Here is a 20,866-nt window from a genome sequence, read left to right on the forward strand (position 1 = left end):
TGCGAAGCTATTATGAATCCAGTCATATAACTAGGAGGTACCACTATGCCATCTTTATTTAAAACTATGGCCTTCCAGCTGAAAACCGAAAGACTTGAGCTTAGTATGTGGGAGGAATCCGATTCCGTTTGGCTGAGCAAATTAATTGGCGAACGTGGCGTGGACATTCCAGCCGTTGATTCCGTTCGTAACCGGCTCATTGAGATGCGCAAGAAGGCAGACGAAAATGGCATTTCTCTTCTCACTATTCGAAGGCGCAATGAAGGTGATTTCATCGGATACTGTGGCTTAATTATTGGACGTTCCACAATTGAAGAGCCGGAGGTTGCATACGAGTTGTTCCGTAGCGTTCATGGTAAAGGTTATGCGACTGAGGCGGCATCTATTGTACTGGACGCAGCGATTGCTACTGGGCGCCAAAGACTTTGGTCGACTGTAGGTGCTTGGAATATCGCTTCCCTCCGGGTACTAGAAAAGATAGGATTTAAGCGTCATCACAGTACGTGGGATGATGAACGTGGTGAGATTGTTTGGAACGTACGCGATTTTTAGAGATTCCGACTTAATTCTAAACAATACACTTTTCAACAATCAGGCATTTACATTGAGAAAAAATCAAAAACAAGCCGTTTCACTAATTAGTGAAACAGCTTGTTTTTAAGCATTCAATTCTGTTTCATGCCCTTTTACTACACTACGTTTGAGTGCAGTTGCTAATATAGTAACCATACTTACTATACCAATCCAAACGAGTACAGTAACAGGAGTATTCCAACTTAACCCTTTTCCGAAGAAGAAGATTTCTCTTAGGCCTTCAATCATAAATTTCATTGGTAACCATGAGTAAACCCAGTCTTGATAAAACGGAGACAACATCTCAGGTGCTAACGATAATAACGGCGCCCCGAAGAATAGTAATAAAGCGAATAAACCGATCCCTTTTAGCCCAACTAATGAAAGTACCGCAGATATCATTAAGAAGAAACTAAAAGAAGTAATGGATAAGAATAGAGCTGTATCCGTGAAGTTCGAGATATTTAACCCTACCATCCCATCCGCAATCCATGTAAGACCAAACCCAATTACAAGTGTCGCAATAATACTTAACTTCTTATATGGCATCTGCGCATATAGGTGTCATCCAACAATGGTTAAATAATGGACAAAAAGAAACACCTGAGGAGATTGCTCGCTTTTTATCAACAATCGCAGTTCATGGTCCTTTTTATGCGGCTGGTTTAAAGAAATGAGTTGTTGCAAAATAAAAGATCATCCACTATTTATAGCGGATGATCTTTTATTTCATTACAACACTTCAATATACCCTTCTGTTCCATGTACCCGTATTCGTTGCCCATCTTTTATTAATTTCGTAGCATTCTCTACCCCGACAACTGCTGGTAATCCATATTCACGTGCGATAACCGCTCCATGGGTCATCAGCCCGCCGACTTCAGTGACTAATCCTTTTATAGATACAAATAATGGTGTCCAGCCAGGATCAGTAAACGCAGTAACTAATATATCTCCTTCTTCTAAATTCGCTTCTTCCATGTTTAAAATAACGCGAGCTCTTCCCTCAATCACTCCTGAAGAAACAGGCAGGCCTACAATCGCGTCAGCTGGAAGGTTTTCACGTTTATATTTACCTGTAATGATTTCTCCATCAGACGTCATTACACGCGGAGGCGTTAGTTTTTCATATAATTTATAATCATTTTTTTGTTTATGAATAATTTCGTAATCTAGTTTCTTCGTGCGAACAACTTCGTGAAGCTCTTCAAAAGTTAAATAGTAAATATCATCAACTTCATGAATGACACCGCTCTGCACAAGTTGCTCAGCTTCTTTCAATAACGCCTGCTTATATATGAAATAACGATTAATCATACCGTATTTTGGATATTCACGATAGCCAATAAAATTACGGATATTACGAATCATTCGCTTCGTTTCTTCTACTTTTTGTTTACTATCCGGCACGTGCTGCAATCGGTCTAATAATTCTTCTTCTTTTTTCAAAGCTTCTTGCAGTCCTTCTTCAAACTTCCGCTTACTCGCACCATATTCAAAGTCTCTTATATTATTTAATATCATTGGGATAATGGTTGTTGGCTTCTCACTCCAGCGCGTTTTCGTAATGTCGATTTCTCCGCTACATCTCATTCCATATTTATTTAGGAAAGCAATGATTGTATCTCGAGTTTTTTCTCCGCCGTTATACTGAACAAGTTCATCTAAAAAGTTATCCTCTTCTACATGTTGTAAATACGCAATAACTTCTGGATACGGCCGAATCACATCAGCAACATCCATTAATGCTAGCCCCATTTCTGACGTAATATTATTTTGTACCGATTGAGAAAGCGCGTCTGCTACATTCTTTTCGCCTAGCCATTGCTCCATTTTTTCATTGATCCAAGCCGAAGCATTCATACCTGCCATAATGACCGCTATACTTTGCGGGTTAAATAATACTTTCTTTAATTGCTGAATGTCTTCCAAAATAAAATCAAGTACATCCACCCTTGATTTCGTTTGCATGTTTCGCTTTAACTCTTCGATTGATGCTTCACTATTTTTTATTAAATCTGTAACGATTGCTGGATCAATTTCGATTTCTGGTTGCGAACTTACTGGTGGCTTACTTTTACTAGCACTCTTTTCTTTTTCTTCATCCGGTAATAATTTAATAAAATAATCTCGTTCGATTATAGTCGTTAATGCATCTCTTACGAGTGGATCCGATTTCCCTAAAGTGTTTACTAAATAATCTCTGCTAGCAGGTAAAGCTAATTGTTGCGTAGCATCAACAAACAGCCTTCCTCCCGCTTTGCACATAGGAGCATTAGTCGTTAACAAGAAAAAGGATAAACCTAATGGTTTCATCGCATCGGTCATCATTTGTTGGTGACCAACTGATATATAAACGTGATTTCCCCCATCATTTACTTCTGGAATTGGATATAAAGTCGTAATTGGCCTGCTTTGGACTATATAAAATGTATCATCAACTAAGCACCATTCAATATCTTGCGGACAACCAAAATAAGCTTCGATTTGTCTTCCGATGCGTGCTAGTTGTAAAATCTGTTGTTCAGTAAGTGTTTGAACTTTTTGCTTATTAGGAGTAATTTTCTTTCTCTCTGTTCCGCCTTCTTTTCGTCCATAGATGGCTAATTTTTTCGTTGCGATGACCTTTTCGACGATTTCGTCTTCTTTTACCTTATAATTATCTGCAGAAACCAATCCAGATACTAGCGCTTCGCCAAGTCCAAAGCTGGCATCGATTGACAACACCTTCCTATTCGAAGTAATCGGATCCGCAGTAAATAAAATCCCTGAAGCCACAGGGAAAACCATTTTTTGAATGACAACACATATAGAAACTTGATTATGATCAAAACCGTTTTGCATTCGGTATATAACCGCTCGATCTGTAAATAAAGAAGCCCAGCATTTTTTAATATGCTGCAAAATGTTTTCTTTTCCAATAATATTTAAATACGTATCTTGTTGACCAGCAAACGAGGCATACGGTAAATCTTCAGCAGTAGCACTCGAACGCACTGCATACCCATGTTCATCGCCAAAGTGCGAGAGATAATGAGCTACTGATTCCACTACATCAACTGGAATTTCCACCGCCATAATGACTGCTCTAATCTTCTTACTAATTTCACCAATTTGATCTCGTTCCTCAATTTTTAGCATTTTTAATTGATTCAACAAAGTTTGAAATGCTTCATTTTTTCCGATGGCCTGTTCATACCCTACCGTTGTAACACAAAAACCTTCTGGCACTTGTATCCCTTGAATATTGGATAACTCCCCTAAATTCAATCCTTTTCCACCAACGAGAAAAAGCTGTGTTTTTTCTATTTCCTGAAAACCGAGAACGAAAGAACTCATTTGGCACCTCTCCTTACTATTCATGTGTTCTTGATTGTAACAGTAGTAAATGAGAAGAAACAGTCTATTTCGAACTTGATTTACATGATATAATTAAGTTAGGAAGAGATTAAAAAATGCCCCAGTTGCATAATGAAGTAACTGGGGCTCCTTATTTCCGCTCAATTTTAAATTATAATTTATTCACAACTAACTTCAATGTACTTCTGTTTTTCTCCTTTTTTATAACACGCCATTAATTATCACACACAATTCTTACCTCGACAAATAGTATATAACTCGAAATACGCTTTAGTTTAACCTCCTGTGAGCCTTTTCACAGGAGGTTTTATACATATATTATTTATAATGAATTAGTTCTCCTATTTTCCCAAAAAAAGGATGATTGTATTGGAAATGAAAAAACTTCAAGGAATTTATGATGATGTTATTAGTTTAGGGGAAAATTGTTATACCGCTATCCATCTGAAAAAATATAGGCTGCGGAAATATTCAGGTCCTCTAGATTGGTTTGAATCACCGAATCTTTCTTCTATCAACACATTATTGAAAAATAATTTTATAGACTTTATGGATTTAAAAAACATGCACGCAATGCAGGAACAAAATATTGTGTTTAATGATGGTGTGATACAACCTGTTTTTTCTCATATTATAAAAGACACAAAATATAACGTAACATCTTATCATGATTTCCCTGTTATTCCAAATGAAGATTGGTTCATCACATACCATGATTTTAAACAAAAATTAGATCGAAGAATTGATAACTTTTACGAAAAAATTCATCATTCACAATCCATTTTATTTGTTAGATGGGGCGGAAACTTGACTGAAGCACTAGAATTACAAACCGTTTTATCGAATATTGTTAAAAATAATTTTAAGATTCTTTTACTCTATCCAACAGGACTTGAAAATGAAATAAACGAATTAGAATGGGGGCTTGATCATGTTTTCCCTATTCAAGTTTCAAGTAATTATCAAAATAAAAGAACTTGGTATATCCTCTTAAAAGATATACACTTAAACTCAAAATAATAGTAGAAACTACGACTTTACAATCAATATTTTTTGTTTGCACTTTATATAAATTGATATGTCTCCACCTTAATTCTAGGAGTAAATTATTGTTTTTTTAATCCCCCACTCATTCTTTTCTCAAATCCTCCAAAATGGATTTGAGAAATTAGGGAACTATAATGTCGTATTAACATATAGTAAGGGGGATAAAAAGTGGACAATGAGATGAATTATGGAAGTGATTATAAGTTTATTCCAGCAACTTCAATTGAAAGTGGTCATGGCATCGAAGTATTGCCTGATTTATTTTGCTACACGATTCAAATCGTCAACATATGTTTTGTTGGGAATCCGCATACCGATGATTTTGTTTTAGTTGACGCTGGAATGCCTAAATGTGCAAATGAAATTATCTCTATCGCTGAGAATCGATTTGGTACCAATAGTCGCCCAAAAGCAATTATTTTAACTCACGGCCATTTTGATCATGTTGGAGGAATAATTGAACTCATTAAATATTGGGATGTTCCAGTCTATGCCCATCAAATGGAGATACCGTTTTTGACTGGACAACAAAGCTATCCTGAACCAGATCCAACAGTTGAAGGTGGTATGGTAGCGAAAATGTCTCCCCTGTTCCCTAATGAACCGATTGATTTAGGAAATAGCGTAAAAGCACTACCTACCGATGGAACTGTTCCCCATATGCCAGAGTTTAGATGGATTCATACATCAGGGCATACTCCTGGGCATATTTCATTATTCAGAGAGAAAGACCGAACTTTAATTGCTGGGGACGCTTTTGTTACAGTGAAACAGGAGTATCTGTATAAAGTAATAACTCAAGAACAGGAAATAAGCGGACCCCCTCGTTATTTAACAACAGACTGGAAAGCAGCTAAAGAATCAGTCATTAAATTAGAAGAATTAAAGCCTCTAGTCGCTATTACTGGACATGGGATACCAATGTCAGGTGAATTGCTATCAACAAGCCTCAATACACTGGTTCAAGAATTTGATAAAATTGCTACACCTGATTATGGAAAATATGTAGATAAAAACATAAATTAAACAAAAAACTAAAATGTCTCACAAAATCAAAATGTCAAAGAATGTTAAAATATGTGAAAACAATAACCTTAGGCGACCTCTCTATTTTAAGAATGGAACTATCCTTGTTGAATAAAACTCGATATTCCGCAAACACTACCTGTAGTGTAGCCTGCTTCTTACCCAGGTTGTACTTCTTACCATAAAAAAGAGCAGTCATAATAAATAACTGCTCTTTTTACTTTTAACATACTTTTTTAAATTTTGTTCATACCATACTTAATCCATAATACAGTTTAACTACATTTCATTTCAAAGTTTTTAGTTTCAAAAAATCCGATACATCCCATGCCCTTACTACATTATTAACTTTTGTTCTCTTTCTGCTACCCCTAGACCATTGCAAACAAAGTATAAAAATAAGAACAATATCAACGAAATCTCCGCCATAATACATCAGCACGCCCCCAATTTCTGCTTGTTTAGTAACTACACCAGCAGGCGGATGAGCATATATGTATTTTGATAATATCCCATGACCAGCTGATGCAATTATTAAAATAATTGATCGGTACGTATAGCTATACCTATGGGATATTAAATCAACATAAATCATTGATGTGGTAAACAGATATCCTGCAATAAAAACGTGGAAATGTATGAACAAATGAAGAAGTATACTTTCGTGCATCATCGAGTATAAGCTAGTCGTATAGAGAATCCATAGTCCTCCTAAATTAAGTAAGGTTGCGATAATTGGATGAGTAAGAAGTTGTAGAGGCCTACTCTTTAGTATCCTTGAAAGACGTCGTGCTGCTTTCACATTGAGCGTTCGTAAAAAAAGAGTCATTGGAGCGGCTAATGCTATAAAAATTGGAGCAAGCATCCCAAGGAGTAAATGCACAAGCATATGCACTGTGAAATCATTATGAGCACGATGAGCTAAGGGCCCAACAACTGCTATTGCCACACAAATAAGTCCTAAAATCCAGAAGACACTTCGATATAACGGCCATCGTTTGTAATGGCTATTTGATAAAATCGTGGCTACTATATAAATTATTAACATAATTAAAATGAATACGAATAGTAAAATATCCAGTGCATTCCATATTTCATGATGAAGATGGTTATTGTTCATTTAAGCTTTTACCTCTCAATAATCTTTCATCAGTTCTTGTCTGAAAAACTAGCAGAATGCCAATTAAGAGCATTACAGTCGCAATTATATTCCATATTACGTCGTAGATAAGAACATTATCTACGTATCGAATCTGATGTATTTTCATTAGTTTGTGTTGAATTATACCGTCATATAATTGAAATCCACCACTACCAAGCATTAATCCGCTCCACCATCTTTTCAACCAAAATGCATTTCTACGGCGGAGATCAGCAACCATAAACAAGGAACCAATCGTTGCAAACCAACTAAAAGCATGAAAAAGACCATCTGAAATGAGTCCAATATCTGTTGTAGATTTATCATAGAAATGGTGCCAATGTAGCAGTTGATGAAAAATAGTTTCATCTATAAAAGCTACTAACCCTAGCCCAAACAAGATACCTGACCATAGATTACGGGTCAAATAAACAGAAGAGGTTAAATAGCTTGTATTATCGGTTTTGGTAAACATTAAATCCTATCCTTTCCACTAATGTATATTCTTATTTTTCCCAAAAGAAAAACGTGCTAAACATACTTAATGCCGAAGGAAAATAACATTCAATTAGATGTATCATATAAATACTTATTCTCAAGCGTATTTAATATTTTATTAAAACTCACTAAAAAAGCTTTAAGGAATTCACCATTCTAAAATAGCGCTAGTATAATTTCTTTAATATTTTAGAATGAATCTATATTTTTAGCATTTAATTAATTTATTAACAATGGAAATTATCATATAGTCTTAATTATTTGATCCTCTATAAATAAACTATAGTTTTTCTCTCATGATAATTTCCAAATCTTCATTTTAATATTGCATTTGTATTGCCTTTTGCACATTTTGAACATCATTTTTTAATAGTTGCTTTAAATCATAAGCTGGATAGTAACCACGCTCATACATAAAGTTAAAAACCTGTGCATGTAATTGTATAGCACCATTTATTTGACGGATTAAAACTTCTCTAAGACGAGGCGTTGCAGTTTCAGTAATCGCTATTGCATAATTTCGAACAGATGTCTTTGCTAACCCAAGCAAATCTCCAGCGTAAAATCCAGTGTCATCACGATGTTGCGATTGAAATCCAGGAGCATATGGATAAAACTGTACTAACTCTTGTAAATTGTTTTGGATGGCATTTATAGCTTTAATATATAACGATTGAAGTGCTTGATCAGGTACATTCCTAACTGATTTTTTTAATTTGATTAAACCGTTTGCTTGAAATGCTACTAATTCATGTAACTCCAATGTTTCATGCCAAGCTAGTTGATTAGGATAAGACATAGACGTTCCCCCTTAATATTCATTCATGCTACAATATGCAAAAAAATTCAAAAAGGGCCTATACTACTGAATTCATTTCAATCTAATTCATGGTTACTTTTCATCCTTCTATGTTAATCACAATAAAGTATCCTTAATTCCTCTTCCCTACTTTTTTATATCCTTAATTTTGATTTTCAAAATGACTTCCTCGCCTTTACAATCTATAAATTTAATTTTTTCTTCCTTAAAAATCCCCATCATAATACATCCCTTCTTGTTTCGTTATAAACCATATTAGTTAGAAAATATAAATGTGAACATTGTACCTACATATTCCTTATATATTTTTCAAATTTTATAGCTACTTAAATTTATACGTTATTAAAGATCAACTATTAAAGTAACTACATTGAAGGGGATTCTTCATTAAATCATTTTATTTTTATAGATTAAAAAATAATTATTCTAGCCGTGTTAGTCACCTATTTTTAAATAATTAATAGGTTATATATTATGACTTAGGAGGGATAAAAAGATGACTATGCTTTATGATAAAGACTCTTTACAAAAAAATATTACTAACCTTCCACATTGGCAACAAGAAGCTTTCCGTTCTTTTAAATTAAAAATGACAGATAAAAATAAGCCGTTCCCTTGTATCCCAGCTCAACACGGCTTTACAGCCAATCACCTCCGGTACGGATTCATAGGTGATCCTAGAGATACGAATACTAGCGCTGATTTTGCAACATTACTTAAAGAATATACGGAATGTTCTAGAGACACAGGGCAATACGCTTCACTTATTGTTTTTATTCATACACCAATAGATTTACTGCGAGAAACTACAGTTGAAGATTTTGAACATATTTATTGGTCTCTACTTAATACAACTAGCCGTTTGGACGAAATGGAATGGCCTATGCACATTCCAAATGATCCTATGGAAAACACTTGGGAATTTTGCTTTCATAATGAATCATATTTTGTTTACTGCGCTACACCTGCCCATGTCAATAGACAAAGTAGACATTTTTCATGTATGATGCTTGCTTTAACTCCTAGGTGGGTTTTACAGGGAATTATGAATTCTGAGAAGCGCAGTAGAAAACTAAAAAACTTAATACGTCAACGTCTAGCCGCTTATGACAAAGCTCCTATTCACCCTTCTCTTAAAGATTATGGTGAAAAAGATAATTATGAATGGCAACAATATTTTTTACGTGATGATGAAACAATTCCATCCAAGTGTCCCTTTTCTCGAATAATAAAATACTTGCATAAAAATAAGTAACCCACTCCACTTTTTATTATTTAGTTGTACAAACTTTAACCACTGAATAGATTTAATATAGATCAAATTTAGTGGGAGGAGCATATCATACGTGGGCATATTTTTAAGCTATGTTTTCTTAGGTTTATCATTATCTGCTCCAATGGGGCCTATTAATGCTGCACAGTTAGAAAAAGGTATTAGGAGTGGGTTTTTTCACGCTTGGATTCTTGGCATAGGAGCCTTACTTGCAGATGTCATCTACATGGCACTTATTTATTTAGGTGTCATTCATTTCCTCGAAAAAGATATTATAAAACTTTTCTTATGGTCTTTCGGCGCTTTTGTTTTAATCTATACAGGTATCGAAAGTTTAAAAAATGCAAATCAAATTAGCATTAGTAATACGAGAAATGATGATTCAGTTATTAAAAGCTTTTTTTCTGGTTTTTTTATGTCCTTATCTAATCCATTAACAATTCTATTTTGGCTTGGAATTTTCGGCTCTATATTAGCAAAAGCCGCTTCTTCCTATAATAAAGAGCAGCTTTTGTTATATAGTTTCGGGATTATTTTAGGCATTTTTATTTGGGATATTACGATGGCAAGTACATCTAGTATATTTCGTAAAATTTTGAATACACGTATATTGTCTCTTATAACAGTAGTATCTGGAATATCACTTATTATTTATGGATTATATTTTGGTTTTCAAACTTACCAAATCATTTTTCAATAACTTCTATTATTTAGTTCTGACATACTATTCATGGTGTGAAAAGAAAGATACTTCATATAGCTGGATTCCTTTTTCGTGAGACAAAATGAACAATTATAGTAACAATAATAACTATTCCTAAAAACAACAAGCTCACTAAGAAACCAAAACGCGTTGTTTTTTGTAATAGTGTTCCACTAACAGCTAGTGCAATCATAATAAGACCAATAATACTTTTTATCTGCATCCACCCTTTTGGATTCATTAGTCTCCAAAAGGAAAGAAGAATTAAACTCCATGTATACAACAACATTAATCCAGCTGCAGTTGTTACATATTCATATATATTTTTTGGTAGTAATAAAGCGCTAAGGATAGAAGCACCAAGCCCCATTATGATAAGAATTAAAGCTGGAAAAGAGATATTCTTCTTGTTTTTTTTCGCAAACATCGCAGGTGCATCACCCTCTTCAGCTAAGTTCATTAATACACTTGTCACTGCAAATAATGAACCAACTAACGTTGAAAAGCCCGCTAAAATTAATACTACATTTAAAATAAATGGCACATACGGTAAATTATAGTCTTGTAACGCTATTACAAAAGGACTTTCTTTCGTATTAAACTGATTTAACGGAACCATCATAATTGCCAACCCTAAAGAGACTACGTAAATAATCGTTAAAATCATTAACATTACTCTTCCTGACTTTTGTGCATCTTTAGGGTCTTTCAGTCTTATTGTCATTAACCCCATAATTTCGATTCCTCCAAATGCATAAAATGCATAAATTAGAGAGGACCAAGTGCCTTTTAATCCATTTGGGAACCAGTCTTTAAAATTACGCGGGATTTGTGCCTTATATAAACCACCCTTTATAAATCCTAAAATAACTAAAATGGCAATTACAATAAACCCCACAATAGCAACGATTTTTATAATAGCCATCCATTTTTCTAAACGTTCGAATATCTTTACCCCTATAAAAATAATTAATATAGCCGCTACTCCATATACAGCAGCAAATATCCATAGTGGTATTTTAGGGAACCAGTAACGTGAAAAGATTCCTAACGCACTTAACTGGCTGCCCATAATAAGCAACTCCGAACACCAATATGTCCATCCGTGACTAAAACCCGCCCAATTTCCAAAAGCTTTTCTTGAATAAATGCGAAACGATCCTTTTTGCGGATCTTCCACAGCCATTTTTGCTAATGCTTCAAATACAATATATGTAGTGAATCCAGTTAAAATCAAAATAAGAATAATTGAAGATCCACCTATTTTAATCCCTATACTGGATCCTAAAAAAAAGCCCGTTCCTATCGTACAACCAATTCCAATAAGTGAGAGTTGCCACCATTTTAAATCTTTTTTTTCTTTCGTTTTGTTCTTAACATCATGACAGGTCATATTACGATTCTCCTTTATTCATTTTGAGAATGTCCCTCATGATTACTTAAGTACTTTTCAGCAAGCTTTTCAACAACATCAACGACATCATGTGCCTTTATTTTATGGTTTGCTACTTTCTCACTTCCTACAGAAATCTCAACTGTAAATAACGCTTCATATTTCATTTTTTCTGCCCCTTTCGCATCAAATATAACCTCTTATCTTTTATCCTTTTATTTCACAAAAAATTCATTATGTATTTAAAACCTCGAGAGTCTAAAAGTTAAACAAATAAAAATGTATGAGAAAGGAGAGACGGCATGCCTCTCCTTTATATCCATTTCATATATAAAATTAACGAGTAACGCCACCGCCAAGTTGTTGCTCAGCTAATGATACAAGACGTTTCGTAATTTCACCACCAACAGATCCGTTTGCACGAGCTGTTGCATCTGCACCAAGTTGTACGCCAAATTCTTGAGCAATTTCATATTTCATTTGATCAAGAGCTTGTTCAGCGCCACGTACTAATAATTGATTGCTGCTTCCACTGTTATTGTTTGACATGTTCATTCACCTCCTTCTTTCTTTAATATGTTAAATTACATGCTAAAATATATAGCTAATTAATTGGTAATTACGACCGTGAATTCAAAGGTATAATTGATGCCCTTTAAGCCCAACATAATAGTGTATAGGAGAACGAAATACAATATACGTGCCATGGGATATTATAAATAGGCCTCCATCAGAAAATGAAACGGGTTACGCTATATAAAAGCATAACCCGTTTCTAATGAAATATTTTATTCCATATACGTTTAAACAATGGAGGAAAATGATGAAACATATTGTTGCTTTATTAATTAAATACACAGCGATAACTGCAGTATTACTTATCGTACTCAGTATCTTTCAAGGCATTTCCATTCCTAGAGTATTACTCATTTCTCTTTTCTTAACAGGAGCTGCCTATTTAATCGGCGATCTCTTCATTTTACCTAAATACGGAAATACGATTGCTACAATGGCAGATTTCGGCTTAAGCTTCTTCGGAATTTGGCTTTTAACATACTTGTTTACTAATTTAGATGCTACTCGTAATATTGGACTTTCTTCATTCTTAGCCGCTTTAATTATTGGCGGAATAGAGGTTTTCTTCCACATTTATATGAAGAGGTTAGTACTGCGTAACGACGATGAATTAAGAAATCACAATCATATTCATCATGATAAATATGCTATGGAAATGTCAGATGAATATATGGATTCTTCTACAATAAATAAATCCAAAGTTGAGGATACATCTAAAAAATAAAAAAGTGGCCAATGCCACTTTTTTATTTTTGTTTATTAAGCTTGATCAGAGTTTTTCACATGTAATGGAGGTGGAACTACCCACCCTTTTTTCTTACTTAAACGTAGCAAAGTTACACCTGCTTGTGCTTTTTTCATATGAAATTGTCCGAATAGCATCCCTACATCTTCTCGAAGACATTTTCCCATCACTTGACTACATGTCACAAGTCCAGCTGCTAATCCTGTAGAAACCGCTGCTGCAATTTCTGCATCATTAATACGTGCTCCAGGAGGAATGTCTTCAATAGATGCAACTGGTCGTTCTGGCGGAGCTGGCGGTAAAGCTACGCCATTAACTTTTAAAAGAGTTTTTAACTCTTCTATTTCTGAATTCATATCATTTTCAATTAAGCTTTCTAAAAACTTCTTCAAATCTTCGTCACCTGTATGATTCATAAATACTTGATGGCTTGCGATTCCACCTTGTGCGGCTAGAAGATAACTCCAAATATCAAATACTTCTCCGTAATGTAACGGTTCATTTTGAGGGTTTCCACTTAAAATACCCATTTTTAAATTCCTCCCTTTCGAAAATATCATAATCAATATTGATTTCAATATTGAAATCAAATTTTTAAGTATGCTTTTTCCTGCAAAAGCTTTTCTACTATGCATGGAAAACACCTTTCCAACACTGCGTGTTTATTGTTTAGGAAAGTAGTTTACAAATTAAATACCCAAAGATTATGAAAGAAGATTATCAATAATCTTTGAGTGAGAATCCATTTACTATAAGGGTTTTTATTTTTATACATATACAAAAGAAATTGATTTACATATTCGCTATATTTTATACAAATTCTCTTAGCGGTTAGCTCTACCACCAAGTTGTTGTTCAGCCATTGCAACTAAACGTTTTGTAATTTCACCACCAACAGATCCGTTTGAACGAGCTGTTGTATCTGCACCAAGTTGTACACCAAACTCTTGTGCAATTTCATATTTCATTTGATCAAGAGCCTGTTCAGCTCCTCGAACTAATAATTCATTACGATTTCCACTATTATTGTTTGCCATATTATTTCACCTCCGATGTTTTTAATATGCGACAAATTATGAAATAATAATTATCCTTTTTATGGAAATTAGATTATGAATAATTATTGAGTTTCTTCTTAAAATAGGGCAAAAGATATAAGAAAGAAGAGTTGCTATAACATACTTTCATAACAACACTATGTACAGGTTTCTCTTTACTAAAAATTTATATTTTATCAGGAGATACATATAAAGTGAAATTTTAATCAGTGGGGTTTTGTTCATCCCCGGGTGATTATCAGCCCTCATCAATCGGGCTTTTACGGGCAGCCGGCAAATAGCGAGATAAATTATGAAAAATGATTCCTAAGGAGATATGAGATGAAAGCTGTAACCTATCAAGGACCAAACCAAGTACAAGTTAAACAGGTTGATGATGCAAAGTTAGAGAAAAAAGATGATATTATTGTAAAAATTACTTCAACTGCTATTTGCGGTTCTGATTTACATTTATATCAGGGCAACATGCCTTTACCTCCAGGTTACATTATTGGTCATGAGCCAATGGGCATTGTTGAAGAAGTTGGTCCAGATGTTACTAAAGTGAAAAAAGGAGATCGTGTTGTCATCCCCTTCAACGTTTCTTGTGGACATTGTTTTTATTGCCAACATGAAATGGAAAGCCAATGTGATAACTCCAATCCTCATTATGATTCTGGTGGATACTTTGGTTATACAGAGAAATTTGGTAACCATCCAGGTGGACAAGCAGAATATTTAAAAGTTCCTTTTGGAAATTTCACTCCATTTGTTATACCAGAATCATGCGAACTTGAAGATGAATCTTTACTGTTTTTATCCGATGTTTTGCCAACAGCCTATTGGAGTGTAATAAACGCTGGTGTTAAGCCAGGTGATACTGTTATCGTCCTTGGTTGCGGGCCTGTTGGATTAATGACACAAAAATTTGCTTGGATGCAAGGTGCTAAGCGTGTAATCGCAGTCGATTACTTAGATTATCGTATAAATTATGCAAAAAAGATTAACAATGTTGAGGTATTTGAGTTTACAAAATTCCCCGATATGGGAGAACATTTAAAGGAAATCACACATGGCGGTGCCGATGTAGTCATTGATTGCGTGGGCATGGATGGAAAAAAATCGCCACTAGAATTTCTAGAACAAAAATTAAAATTACAAGGCGGAACTCTCGGCCCTATTCAAATCGCTACGAAAGCCGTAAGAAAATATGGAACGGTTCAAATGACTGGCGTTTATGGTGGCAATTATAATGCATTTCCACTCGGAGCATTTTGGGTTAGAAATATTAACCTTAAAATGGGACAAGCACCTGTTATTCATTTTATGCTGGAACTATTTGAAAAAATAATAAACAAAGAATTCGATCCAAAAGAGATTATTACACACAAAATCCCCCTTGAAGAAGCGAGCTATGGTTATCAAATTTTTAATAATCGTGAAGATGATTGTATAAAAGTCATTTTAAAACCTTGAAGATACAATTTATTATTCTTAATAAAAAGATAAGATTACACTCCGTAATCTTATCTTTTTTATTAAATTGTAAGTAGCTATTCCCCCATTTTCATCTCATATCGAAAATAGTTATTTCCAAAAGAATTTGCATTTTGAGATCATGATTTATTGGTAAAAAAATGAATTTGAGTATTAAGTAACCAATTAGCGGACACGATAACAATGTTAACTAACTTAAAAGAGGTGTACTTCATGTTTTATTATAAAGAAGAACTGATTAATATTATCAAGCCGGACAAGCCAGATCCAGCTGCCGCAAAAGTTTTACAAGAAATATTAGGTGGGCATTATGGCGAAATGCGTACAATGATGCAATACTTCTTCCAAAGCTCAAATTTTAGAGGTAAAGAGAAGCAATATCGCGATTTACTTCGAGGTGTTTTTTTAGAGGAAATAAGCCATGTAGAACTTGTACAACATACAATTAATCAACTATTAACTGGATCTGGTGAACCTACGCCAGGAAATGCTGGTGTTGACAACGCACCACTTGATGAAGCGGTTAAACATGCAAATCCTCACCACTTTATTGTAGGTGCTCAAAGTTCATTGCCTGTTGATGCAGCTGGCAACCCATGGAATGGATCTTGGGTATATAGTCATGGGAATTTAATTAGCGATTTATTAGATAACGTAGTACTTGAATCTACAGGTGTACTTCAAAAAACTCGAATTTATGAAATGAGTTCCAATCAAACTTTTAGAGAAACACTTGCATTTTTAATTGTACGTGATAATGCTCATCAAAATGCTTTCGCAAAAGCTTTAGAGACATTGGGTGTTGAATGGGGGAAACTCTTCCCTGTGCCGAACTATGATATTAATAAATACCCAGAGTGCAGAAAGTATGTAGACATGGGATTCCATAACGCACAATTTAATTTTAGCTTAGATCCAACAAGAATAGGAGAAATATTCCAAGGTGAATCACCAAGTAGAAACAAAGGAACATTAGCAGTAACTGACCCGCCAAAAGGTTTTCCTGTACCAGAACTTCCTGAAATGCCAAATGAGCATAGTCCTGGATTAAAAGATATGGGTCTTTGAGATAACTGTAACCAACTATTAATGAATAGTTGGTTACAAACCTTTACATAGATTCAAGTAAATTTGTTTTAAGAGGAGGATATTCATTTGAGTATAATAAATGATAAACTATCTATTTTTGCTTTAGGTGGCGTTAATGAAATTGGTAAAAACATGTATGTCATACAATATTCAGATGACATTGTAATCATTGATTGTGGTTCTAAGTTTCCTGACGAGAGTTTATTAGGCATAGATTTAATAATACCTGATGTTACATATTTACAAGAAAATAAAGATAAAATTCGAGGTTTAATTGTTACACATGGACACGAAGATCACATTGGAGGTATTCCGTATTTTTTAAAACAATTGAATGTACCAATTTACGCAACAAAATTAACCTTAGGCTTAATCGGCATTAAATTAAAAGAACATAAACTTCAAGATTCGACACAGTTAATTGTTATTGACTCTGAGTCTTTAATTGAATTCGGACAGATAAACCTATCTTTTTTCAAAACAAATCATAGTATTCCCGATTGCCTCGGGATTGCTTTTCATACACCAGAAGGTACAGTAGTCCATACAGGTGATTTTAAATTTGATTTAACTCCCATAAACAATCAATATCCAGACATTCACAAAATGGCTAATATCGGAAGTAACGGAGTTTTAGCTCTCCTCTCAGAAAGTACGAATGCCGAACGTTCTGGATTTACTCCATCAGAACGATTGGTAGGCGAAAAAATTGAAGAAGCCTTTGTAAAGGCTCACAGCAAAGTTATTATATCTACCTTTGCTTCTAATGTGAATCGTGTACAGCAAATAGTAGATGCCGCTTTAAAAACAAATAGAAAGCTTGCCCTCCTCGGAAGAAGTATGGTGAACGTAGTTTCTGTCGCCTTAGAACAAGGCTATTTGAATATACCTGAAGGCATGTTAATCGAAGCAAATGAGATTAATCAAATGGAACCCGAAAAAGTCGCTATACTTTGCACTGGTAGTCAAGGTGAACCTATGGCTGCTCTGTCCCGATTATCTAGTGGCAACTATCGACAAGTTGATATTTTACCAGGTGACACAGTCATTTTGTCTGCATCCCCCATACCAGGAAATGAGCGTAATGTTTCACGTATTATAGATAACTTATATCTATTAGGAGCAAATGTTATTTATGGATCTGGAAGTTCAACAGGAATGCACGTTTCTGGACATGCATATCAAGAGGAATTAAAATTGATGCTTACTTTAATGAAACCTAAATATTTCATTCCCATACACGGTGAATTTAGAATGTTACATCATCACCGTCAATTGGCAGAATCTGTTGGTGTCAAGAAAGATAATATTTATGTTATCGGCAATGGAGATGTTGTTGATATTAAAAATCAAACTGCTATGCAAACAAGACGTATAACTGCGGGTAATATATATGTAGATGGCTTAGGTATTGGAGATGTTGGAAACGCCTTATTGCGCGATCGCAAACAACTTTCTGAAGATGGTATGCTTGTAATAGTTATAACCTTGAGTAAAACAGAAGAGAAAATAATTTCTGGCCCTGATACAATTTCTCGTGGGTTTGTATATGTTCGGGACTCAGAAGATTTCTTAAATAAAATTAATCAATTAGTTGTAGAAACTGTCAACAGATTACAAAAAGCACATATTAATCAATGGAATGTTCTAAAAAGAGAAATACGAGAATCACTTGGTCACTTTATATACTCACATACAAAAAGAAAACCAATGATCCTCCCTATTATAATTGAAGTGTAAAATGCTTATTTTCTTTAGTCATTAAGTCTTTTCTTAATTATATCTATTAGTATCTAAAACGGCTTTTTCTAAATAAATATCGCACCCTCTAACAACTGATATGCATAATTTTAAGAAACCATATAACTGCTGTTAATGCTAATTCTATTGTTAACGGGGGGTGTTTCCCCACATTCTTTCATCTAAAATGCAACTATCGTCAATGGTAATAAAGGGTATCTTATTTTTAGTATAAGCCTAATACTGTAACTGACCTTTCTATGCAGTAGGCTAAAAAAATACGCCTGCTGCATAGAAATATACTTTAATCAATCTCAATTACATCAAAAAACTTAAAAGTGCGCTTATTACAAAAAGCATCCGTACAAGTGATCGTCTCCATTAATGGATTAATATCCACTACTGTTATGTAATTTTTATATAAATAACCATCTTTATAATATGTAAGTAAAACCTCTTCCTCACCTAAAAATGAAATTAATAGCTTATTTTCAATCATTTGTTTTGCATCTTGCGTTACAGTTGGACGCGAGGCTTTCGTTTGCTCCTTTACCATTTCTTTAATAACTGCGAACTGCTCCGGCATACTGGCAAACGGTTGCCACTTTACCATACCTCTTCCTTTTGGCATATTAACATTCTTCACGATTTATGCCCTCCTAATAATGTATTTCTATATCTTGCTGTTGCGACGCTTGTGTAAGAAACACCTCGTAAAATACTATTCTTACCAAATCGTGTTCGAATTTCGTCCATAACTTTCGTTAATCATATTTCTTTTTCTCTTTGTATAATGTTATCGAAAAGCGAAATTTGCTCTTCCCCTTCATTAATAAGGTTTGTTAATGAAACACTTACTGATCGAATCGGCTCTCCTGTATGGCGTTCATATAAAAAATATGTACAAACATTATAAATATCCATCGTTAAGTTTGTTGCTCTATTTAACGTATGTACCTTTTTTATTCCCTCACCGTATTCCTTACTATATCCAACTGAAAAATGAATTGTTTGCGCGCATTTCTTTTCTCGTCTCAACCTATAACAAACCTCTTCTATATGCTCTAATAAAATAACTATGAACTCTTCTATCGAATAATTACGCAATAATATTTGGCTTTTCGCTATAGATGTTGTTGCTGGAACGTATTTTTCTGCTATTCTACTAAAATCAATTCCGTTACTATGTAGATGTAATTCTTCTCCTATTACACCGAATGATTGCTTTAAATATTTCAAAGGATACTGAGCTAATTCTCCAATGGTATGTATACCTTTTCGATTCAATTTCATTTCTGTTTTATACGATATACCCCAAAATTTACTGAGCGGTCTAATACTCCATAACTTCTCGGGTATATCGTCATACGTCCACTGCGCTATTCCATCCCTATTCTTCTTCGCTTCTACATCCATCGCTACTTTACTTAATAATAAATTAGGCCCTATACCAATCGTACTTTCAATCCTTGTACGTTCATATATTTCTCGCTTGAACTTTAATGCGAATTCGCGCGGATTACTGGCAAACAAATGAATACTTGCAGTCATATCCATAAAAAATTCATCGATACTATATTGATGAAAATCTTCCGGCGCGACATACTGCAAAGCCAAACCCGTTATGAAAGTTGAACATTTCATATACGTATGCATAATTGGATTCACAATAATAATATCTGGTCGCTTCGGTATTTCGTACAAACGAGCCATCTTCTTTATTCCTAACGCTTTTAATGGCGGTGTTGCTGCTAATACAATTGATCCGCTCTGATTCACATCCCCTACGACAGCCAATTTTGTATATCTTGGATCAAGTCCTTTTTTAATACATGATACGCTTGCATAAAAGCTACGAAGGTCTACACAAAGAATAATACGATTCGGTAAAAGAGAATAATCATACAAGGTTATCACTCCCAACAAAAGAACATTCGTTCTTATTATATACGAACTTACGTTCTTTTCAAAGGTATTTCTATGAAAATTTTGGTTAAAATGACCGGGCTTTAAAAATCTAAAAAATACTTAAGAGCCCTACAATATTCAAATACCATTTTCACCATTAGGGGATGGCACTGTATTTAGTTCTAAAAAAATCTCACTTAATGCATACTCGGTAATATATATATAATAATAAGAATAATATCTATGCACTATCAATCACGGTGGGAAAAACTATGCATACAAAACAGCTAGAATTTCAAGTAACTCATGAACATAAAAACTACTAAAATTCACTTCAGCCTTCATGTCTCTAATTCATATATTCTTCTAAATTTATTCTCAGCAAAACCTCCTACATAACGCCTGTGCCAAGATTCATCTGCATAACTAGTTACATTCTC

At 34.3% G+C, this 20,866-nt stretch carries 19 protein-coding genes and 3 pseudogenes; 10 read left to right on the forward strand and 12 right to left on the reverse strand.

Going from position 1 to position 20,866, the window contains the following annotated elements:
- Window positions 1-45 precede the first annotated feature (45 nt).
- Complete coding sequence (locus CGQ22_RS24805; protein WP_001139525.1) at window positions 46-552, forward strand: GNAT family N-acetyltransferase; 507 nt, start codon at window positions 46-48, stop codon at window positions 550-552.
- 105 nt (window positions 553-657) lie between these two features.
- On the opposite strand, the pseudogene CGQ22_RS24810 reads toward CGQ22_RS24805, so the two are convergent.
- Window positions 658-1,098: pseudogene (locus tag CGQ22_RS24810) on the reverse strand (ABC-2 transporter permease); the annotation flags it as partial.
- A 2-nt stretch (window positions 1,099-1,100) separates the two neighbouring features.
- Here CGQ22_RS24810 and CGQ22_RS24815 point away from each other — a divergent pair.
- Window positions 1,101-1,250, forward strand: a pseudogene (locus CGQ22_RS24815) (TetR-like C-terminal domain-containing protein); the annotation flags it as partial.
- Between the two features lie 55 nt (window positions 1,251-1,305).
- Here CGQ22_RS24815 and ppsA read toward each other — a convergent pair.
- Window positions 1,306-3,912: a phosphoenolpyruvate synthase gene (gene ppsA, locus CGQ22_RS24820; RefSeq protein ID WP_089149501.1), complete on the reverse strand. Its 2,607-nt coding sequence runs from the start codon at window positions 3,910-3,912 to the stop codon at window positions 1,306-1,308.
- Between the two features lie 381 nt (window positions 3,913-4,293).
- On the opposite strand from ppsA, the gene CGQ22_RS24825 reads away from it, so the two are divergent.
- Both CGQ22_RS24825 and CGQ22_RS24830 read left to right on the forward strand, forming a co-directional pair.
- Window positions 4,294-4,953, forward strand: a complete 660-nt coding sequence (locus CGQ22_RS24825) for a DUF1796 family putative cysteine peptidase (RefSeq protein ID WP_003301681.1) — start codon at window positions 4,294-4,296, stop codon at window positions 4,951-4,953.
- Window positions 4,954-5,148: 195 nt separating this feature from the next.
- Complete coding sequence (locus tag CGQ22_RS24830) at window positions 5,149-6,006, forward strand: MBL fold metallo-hydrolase (RefSeq protein ID WP_000368279.1); 858 nt, start codon at window positions 5,149-5,151, stop codon at window positions 6,004-6,006.
- 286 nt (window positions 6,007-6,292) lie between these two features.
- Here the strand turns inward: CGQ22_RS24830 and CGQ22_RS24835 are convergent, their stop codons facing one another.
- The 3 genes from CGQ22_RS24835 to cotF form a co-directional block, all read right to left on the reverse strand.
- Window positions 6,293-7,126 (reverse strand): cytochrome c oxidase assembly protein, encoded by an 834-nt coding sequence (locus CGQ22_RS24835; RefSeq protein ID WP_001063498.1) that lies wholly within the window; start codon window positions 7,124-7,126, stop codon window positions 6,293-6,295.
- Window positions 7,116-7,622, reverse strand: coding sequence for a DUF2243 domain-containing protein (locus tag CGQ22_RS24840; protein WP_000494506.1), 507 nt, complete (start codon window positions 7,620-7,622; stop codon window positions 7,116-7,118). Before CGQ22_RS24840 ends, CGQ22_RS24835 begins: the two co-directional genes overlap by 11 nt.
- A 342-nt stretch (window positions 7,623-7,964) precedes the next feature.
- Window positions 7,965-8,444, reverse strand: coding sequence for a spore coat protein CotF (gene cotF, locus CGQ22_RS24845; protein WP_000121386.1), 480 nt, complete (start codon window positions 8,442-8,444; stop codon window positions 7,965-7,967).
- A 517-nt stretch (window positions 8,445-8,961) separates the two neighbouring features.
- Here cotF and CGQ22_RS24855 point away from each other — a divergent pair.
- Both CGQ22_RS24855 and CGQ22_RS24860 read left to right on the forward strand, forming a co-directional pair.
- The gene (locus tag CGQ22_RS24855; protein WP_000178273.1) at window positions 8,962-9,720 is read left to right on the forward strand and encodes a YqcI/YcgG family protein; all 759 of its coding nucleotides are present in this window, start codon (window positions 8,962-8,964) and stop codon (window positions 9,718-9,720) included.
- A gap of 91 nt (window positions 9,721-9,811) precedes the next feature.
- Window positions 9,812-10,438, forward strand: a complete 627-nt coding sequence (locus tag CGQ22_RS24860; protein WP_000510852.1) for a LysE family transporter — start codon at window positions 9,812-9,814, stop codon at window positions 10,436-10,438.
- 52 nt (window positions 10,439-10,490) lie between these two features.
- Here CGQ22_RS24860 and CGQ22_RS24865 read toward each other — a convergent pair whose 3' ends face one another.
- The 3 genes from CGQ22_RS24865 to CGQ22_RS24875 all read right to left on the reverse strand — a co-directional run bounded on the left by CGQ22_RS24865 (window position 10,491) and on the right by CGQ22_RS24875 (window position 12,383).
- On the reverse strand, window positions 10,491-11,834 hold the full coding sequence (locus CGQ22_RS24865; protein ID WP_000128225.1) for an amino acid permease: 1,344 nt from the start codon (window positions 11,832-11,834) through the stop codon (window positions 10,491-10,493).
- Window positions 11,835-11,848: 14 nt separating this feature from the next.
- Window positions 11,849-12,001: a hypothetical protein gene (locus CGQ22_RS32165; protein ID WP_000872948.1), complete on the reverse strand. Its 153-nt coding sequence runs from the start codon at window positions 11,999-12,001 to the stop codon at window positions 11,849-11,851.
- A gap of 169 nt (window positions 12,002-12,170) precedes the next feature.
- A complete protein-coding gene (locus tag CGQ22_RS24875; RefSeq protein WP_000069660.1) occupies window positions 12,171-12,383 on the reverse strand; it encodes an alpha/beta-type small acid-soluble spore protein in 213 nt (70 codons plus the stop codon).
- Between the two features lie 274 nt (window positions 12,384-12,657).
- Between CGQ22_RS24875 and CGQ22_RS24880 the strand changes: the two genes are divergently transcribed.
- Window positions 12,658-13,134 carry a YndM family protein gene (locus CGQ22_RS24880; protein ID WP_000680682.1) on the forward strand — a complete coding sequence of 159 codons (477 nt, stop codon included), beginning with the start codon at window positions 12,658-12,660 and terminating at the stop codon, window positions 13,132-13,134.
- 35 nt (window positions 13,135-13,169) lie between these two features.
- Here the strand turns inward: CGQ22_RS24880 and CGQ22_RS24885 are convergent, their stop codons facing one another.
- Together CGQ22_RS24885 and sasP are read right to left on the reverse strand one after the other, a co-directional pair.
- Window positions 13,170-13,685 carry a DUF3231 family protein gene (locus tag CGQ22_RS24885; RefSeq protein ID WP_000512139.1) on the reverse strand — a complete coding sequence of 172 codons (516 nt, stop codon included), beginning with the start codon at window positions 13,683-13,685 and terminating at the stop codon, window positions 13,170-13,172.
- Between the two features lie 294 nt (window positions 13,686-13,979).
- Complete coding sequence (sasP, locus tag CGQ22_RS24890; RefSeq protein WP_000002833.1) at window positions 13,980-14,192, reverse strand: small acid-soluble spore protein, SasP family; 213 nt, start codon at window positions 14,190-14,192, stop codon at window positions 13,980-13,982.
- 342 nt (window positions 14,193-14,534) lie between these two features.
- Between sasP and CGQ22_RS24895 the strand changes: the two genes are divergently transcribed.
- From CGQ22_RS24895 to CGQ22_RS24905, 3 genes are all read left to right on the forward strand, one after another.
- Window positions 14,535-15,668: a zinc-dependent alcohol dehydrogenase gene (locus tag CGQ22_RS24895; protein ID WP_089149502.1), complete on the forward strand. Its 1,134-nt coding sequence runs from the start codon at window positions 14,535-14,537 to the stop codon at window positions 15,666-15,668.
- Window positions 15,669-15,902: 234 nt separating this feature from the next.
- The gene (locus tag CGQ22_RS24900; RefSeq protein WP_000500355.1) at window positions 15,903-16,757 is read left to right on the forward strand and encodes a manganese catalase family protein; all 855 of its coding nucleotides are present in this window, start codon (window positions 15,903-15,905) and stop codon (window positions 16,755-16,757) included.
- Between the two features lie 87 nt (window positions 16,758-16,844).
- Window positions 16,845-18,518, forward strand: a complete 1,674-nt coding sequence (locus CGQ22_RS24905) for a ribonuclease J (RefSeq protein WP_000022522.1) — start codon at window positions 16,845-16,847, stop codon at window positions 18,516-18,518.
- A gap of 304 nt (window positions 18,519-18,822) precedes the next feature.
- Here the strand turns inward: CGQ22_RS24905 and CGQ22_RS24910 are convergent, their stop codons facing one another.
- Together CGQ22_RS24910 and CGQ22_RS24915 are read right to left on the reverse strand one after the other, a co-directional pair.
- Complete coding sequence (locus CGQ22_RS24910) at window positions 18,823-19,164, reverse strand: YolD-like family protein (RefSeq protein ID WP_074594255.1); 342 nt, start codon at window positions 19,162-19,164, stop codon at window positions 18,823-18,825.
- Window positions 19,161-20,426, reverse strand: a pseudogene (locus CGQ22_RS24915) (Y-family DNA polymerase). The gene CGQ22_RS24910 and the pseudogene CGQ22_RS24915 overlap by 4 nt, the downstream one beginning before the upstream one ends.
- Between the last annotated feature and the right edge of the window lie 440 nt (window positions 20,427-20,866).

The organism is Bacillus sp. M13(2017) (genome assembly GCF_002218325.1).
In the GTDB taxonomy this organism is placed as follows: domain Bacteria; phylum Bacillota; class Bacilli; order Bacillales; family Bacillaceae_G; genus Bacillus_A; species Bacillus_A thuringiensis_K.

Excerpts from the sequence above, each read along its gene's own strand:
- CGQ22_RS24805 (WP_001139525.1), top strand. The coding sequence starts at position 46 with ATGCCATCTTTATTTAAAACTATGGCCTTCCAGCTGAAAACCGAAAGA.
- ppsA (WP_089149501.1), bottom strand. The coding sequence starts at position 3,912 with ATGAGTTCTTTCGTTCTCGGTTTTCAGGAAATAGAAAAAACACAGCTT.
- CGQ22_RS24825 (WP_003301681.1), top strand. The coding sequence starts at position 4,294 with ATGATTGTATTGGAAATGAAAAAACTTCAAGGAATTTATGATGATGTT.
- CGQ22_RS24835 (WP_001063498.1), bottom strand. The coding sequence starts at position 7,126 with ATGAACAATAACCATCTTCATCATGAAATATGGAATGCACTGGATATT.
- CGQ22_RS24840 (WP_000494506.1), bottom strand. The coding sequence starts at position 7,622 with ATGTTTACCAAAACCGATAATACAAGCTATTTAACCTCTTCTGTTTAT.
- cotF (WP_000121386.1), bottom strand. The coding sequence starts at position 8,444 with ATGTCTTATCCTAATCAACTAGCTTGGCATGAAACATTGGAGTTACAT.
- CGQ22_RS24855 (WP_000178273.1), top strand. The coding sequence starts at position 8,962 with ATGACTATGCTTTATGATAAAGACTCTTTACAAAAAAATATTACTAAC.
- CGQ22_RS24865 (WP_000128225.1), bottom strand. The coding sequence starts at position 11,834 with ATGACCTGTCATGATGTTAAGAACAAAACGAAAGAAAAAAAAGATTTA.
- CGQ22_RS32165 (WP_000872948.1), bottom strand. The coding sequence starts at position 12,001 with ATGAAATATGAAGCGTTATTTACAGTTGAGATTTCTGTAGGAAGTGAG.
- CGQ22_RS24875 (WP_000069660.1), bottom strand. The coding sequence starts at position 12,383 with ATGTCAAACAATAACAGTGGAAGCAGCAATCAATTATTAGTACGTGGC.
- CGQ22_RS24880 (WP_000680682.1), top strand. The coding sequence starts at position 12,658 with ATGAAACATATTGTTGCTTTATTAATTAAATACACAGCGATAACTGCA.
- CGQ22_RS24885 (WP_000512139.1), bottom strand. The coding sequence starts at position 13,685 with ATGGGTATTTTAAGTGGAAACCCTCAAAATGAACCGTTACATTACGGA.
- sasP (WP_000002833.1), bottom strand. The coding sequence starts at position 14,192 with ATGGCAAACAATAATAGTGGAAATCGTAATGAATTATTAGTTCGAGGA.
- CGQ22_RS24895 (WP_089149502.1), top strand. The coding sequence starts at position 14,535 with ATGAAAGCTGTAACCTATCAAGGACCAAACCAAGTACAAGTTAAACAG.
- CGQ22_RS24900 (WP_000500355.1), top strand. The coding sequence starts at position 15,903 with ATGTTTTATTATAAAGAAGAACTGATTAATATTATCAAGCCGGACAAG.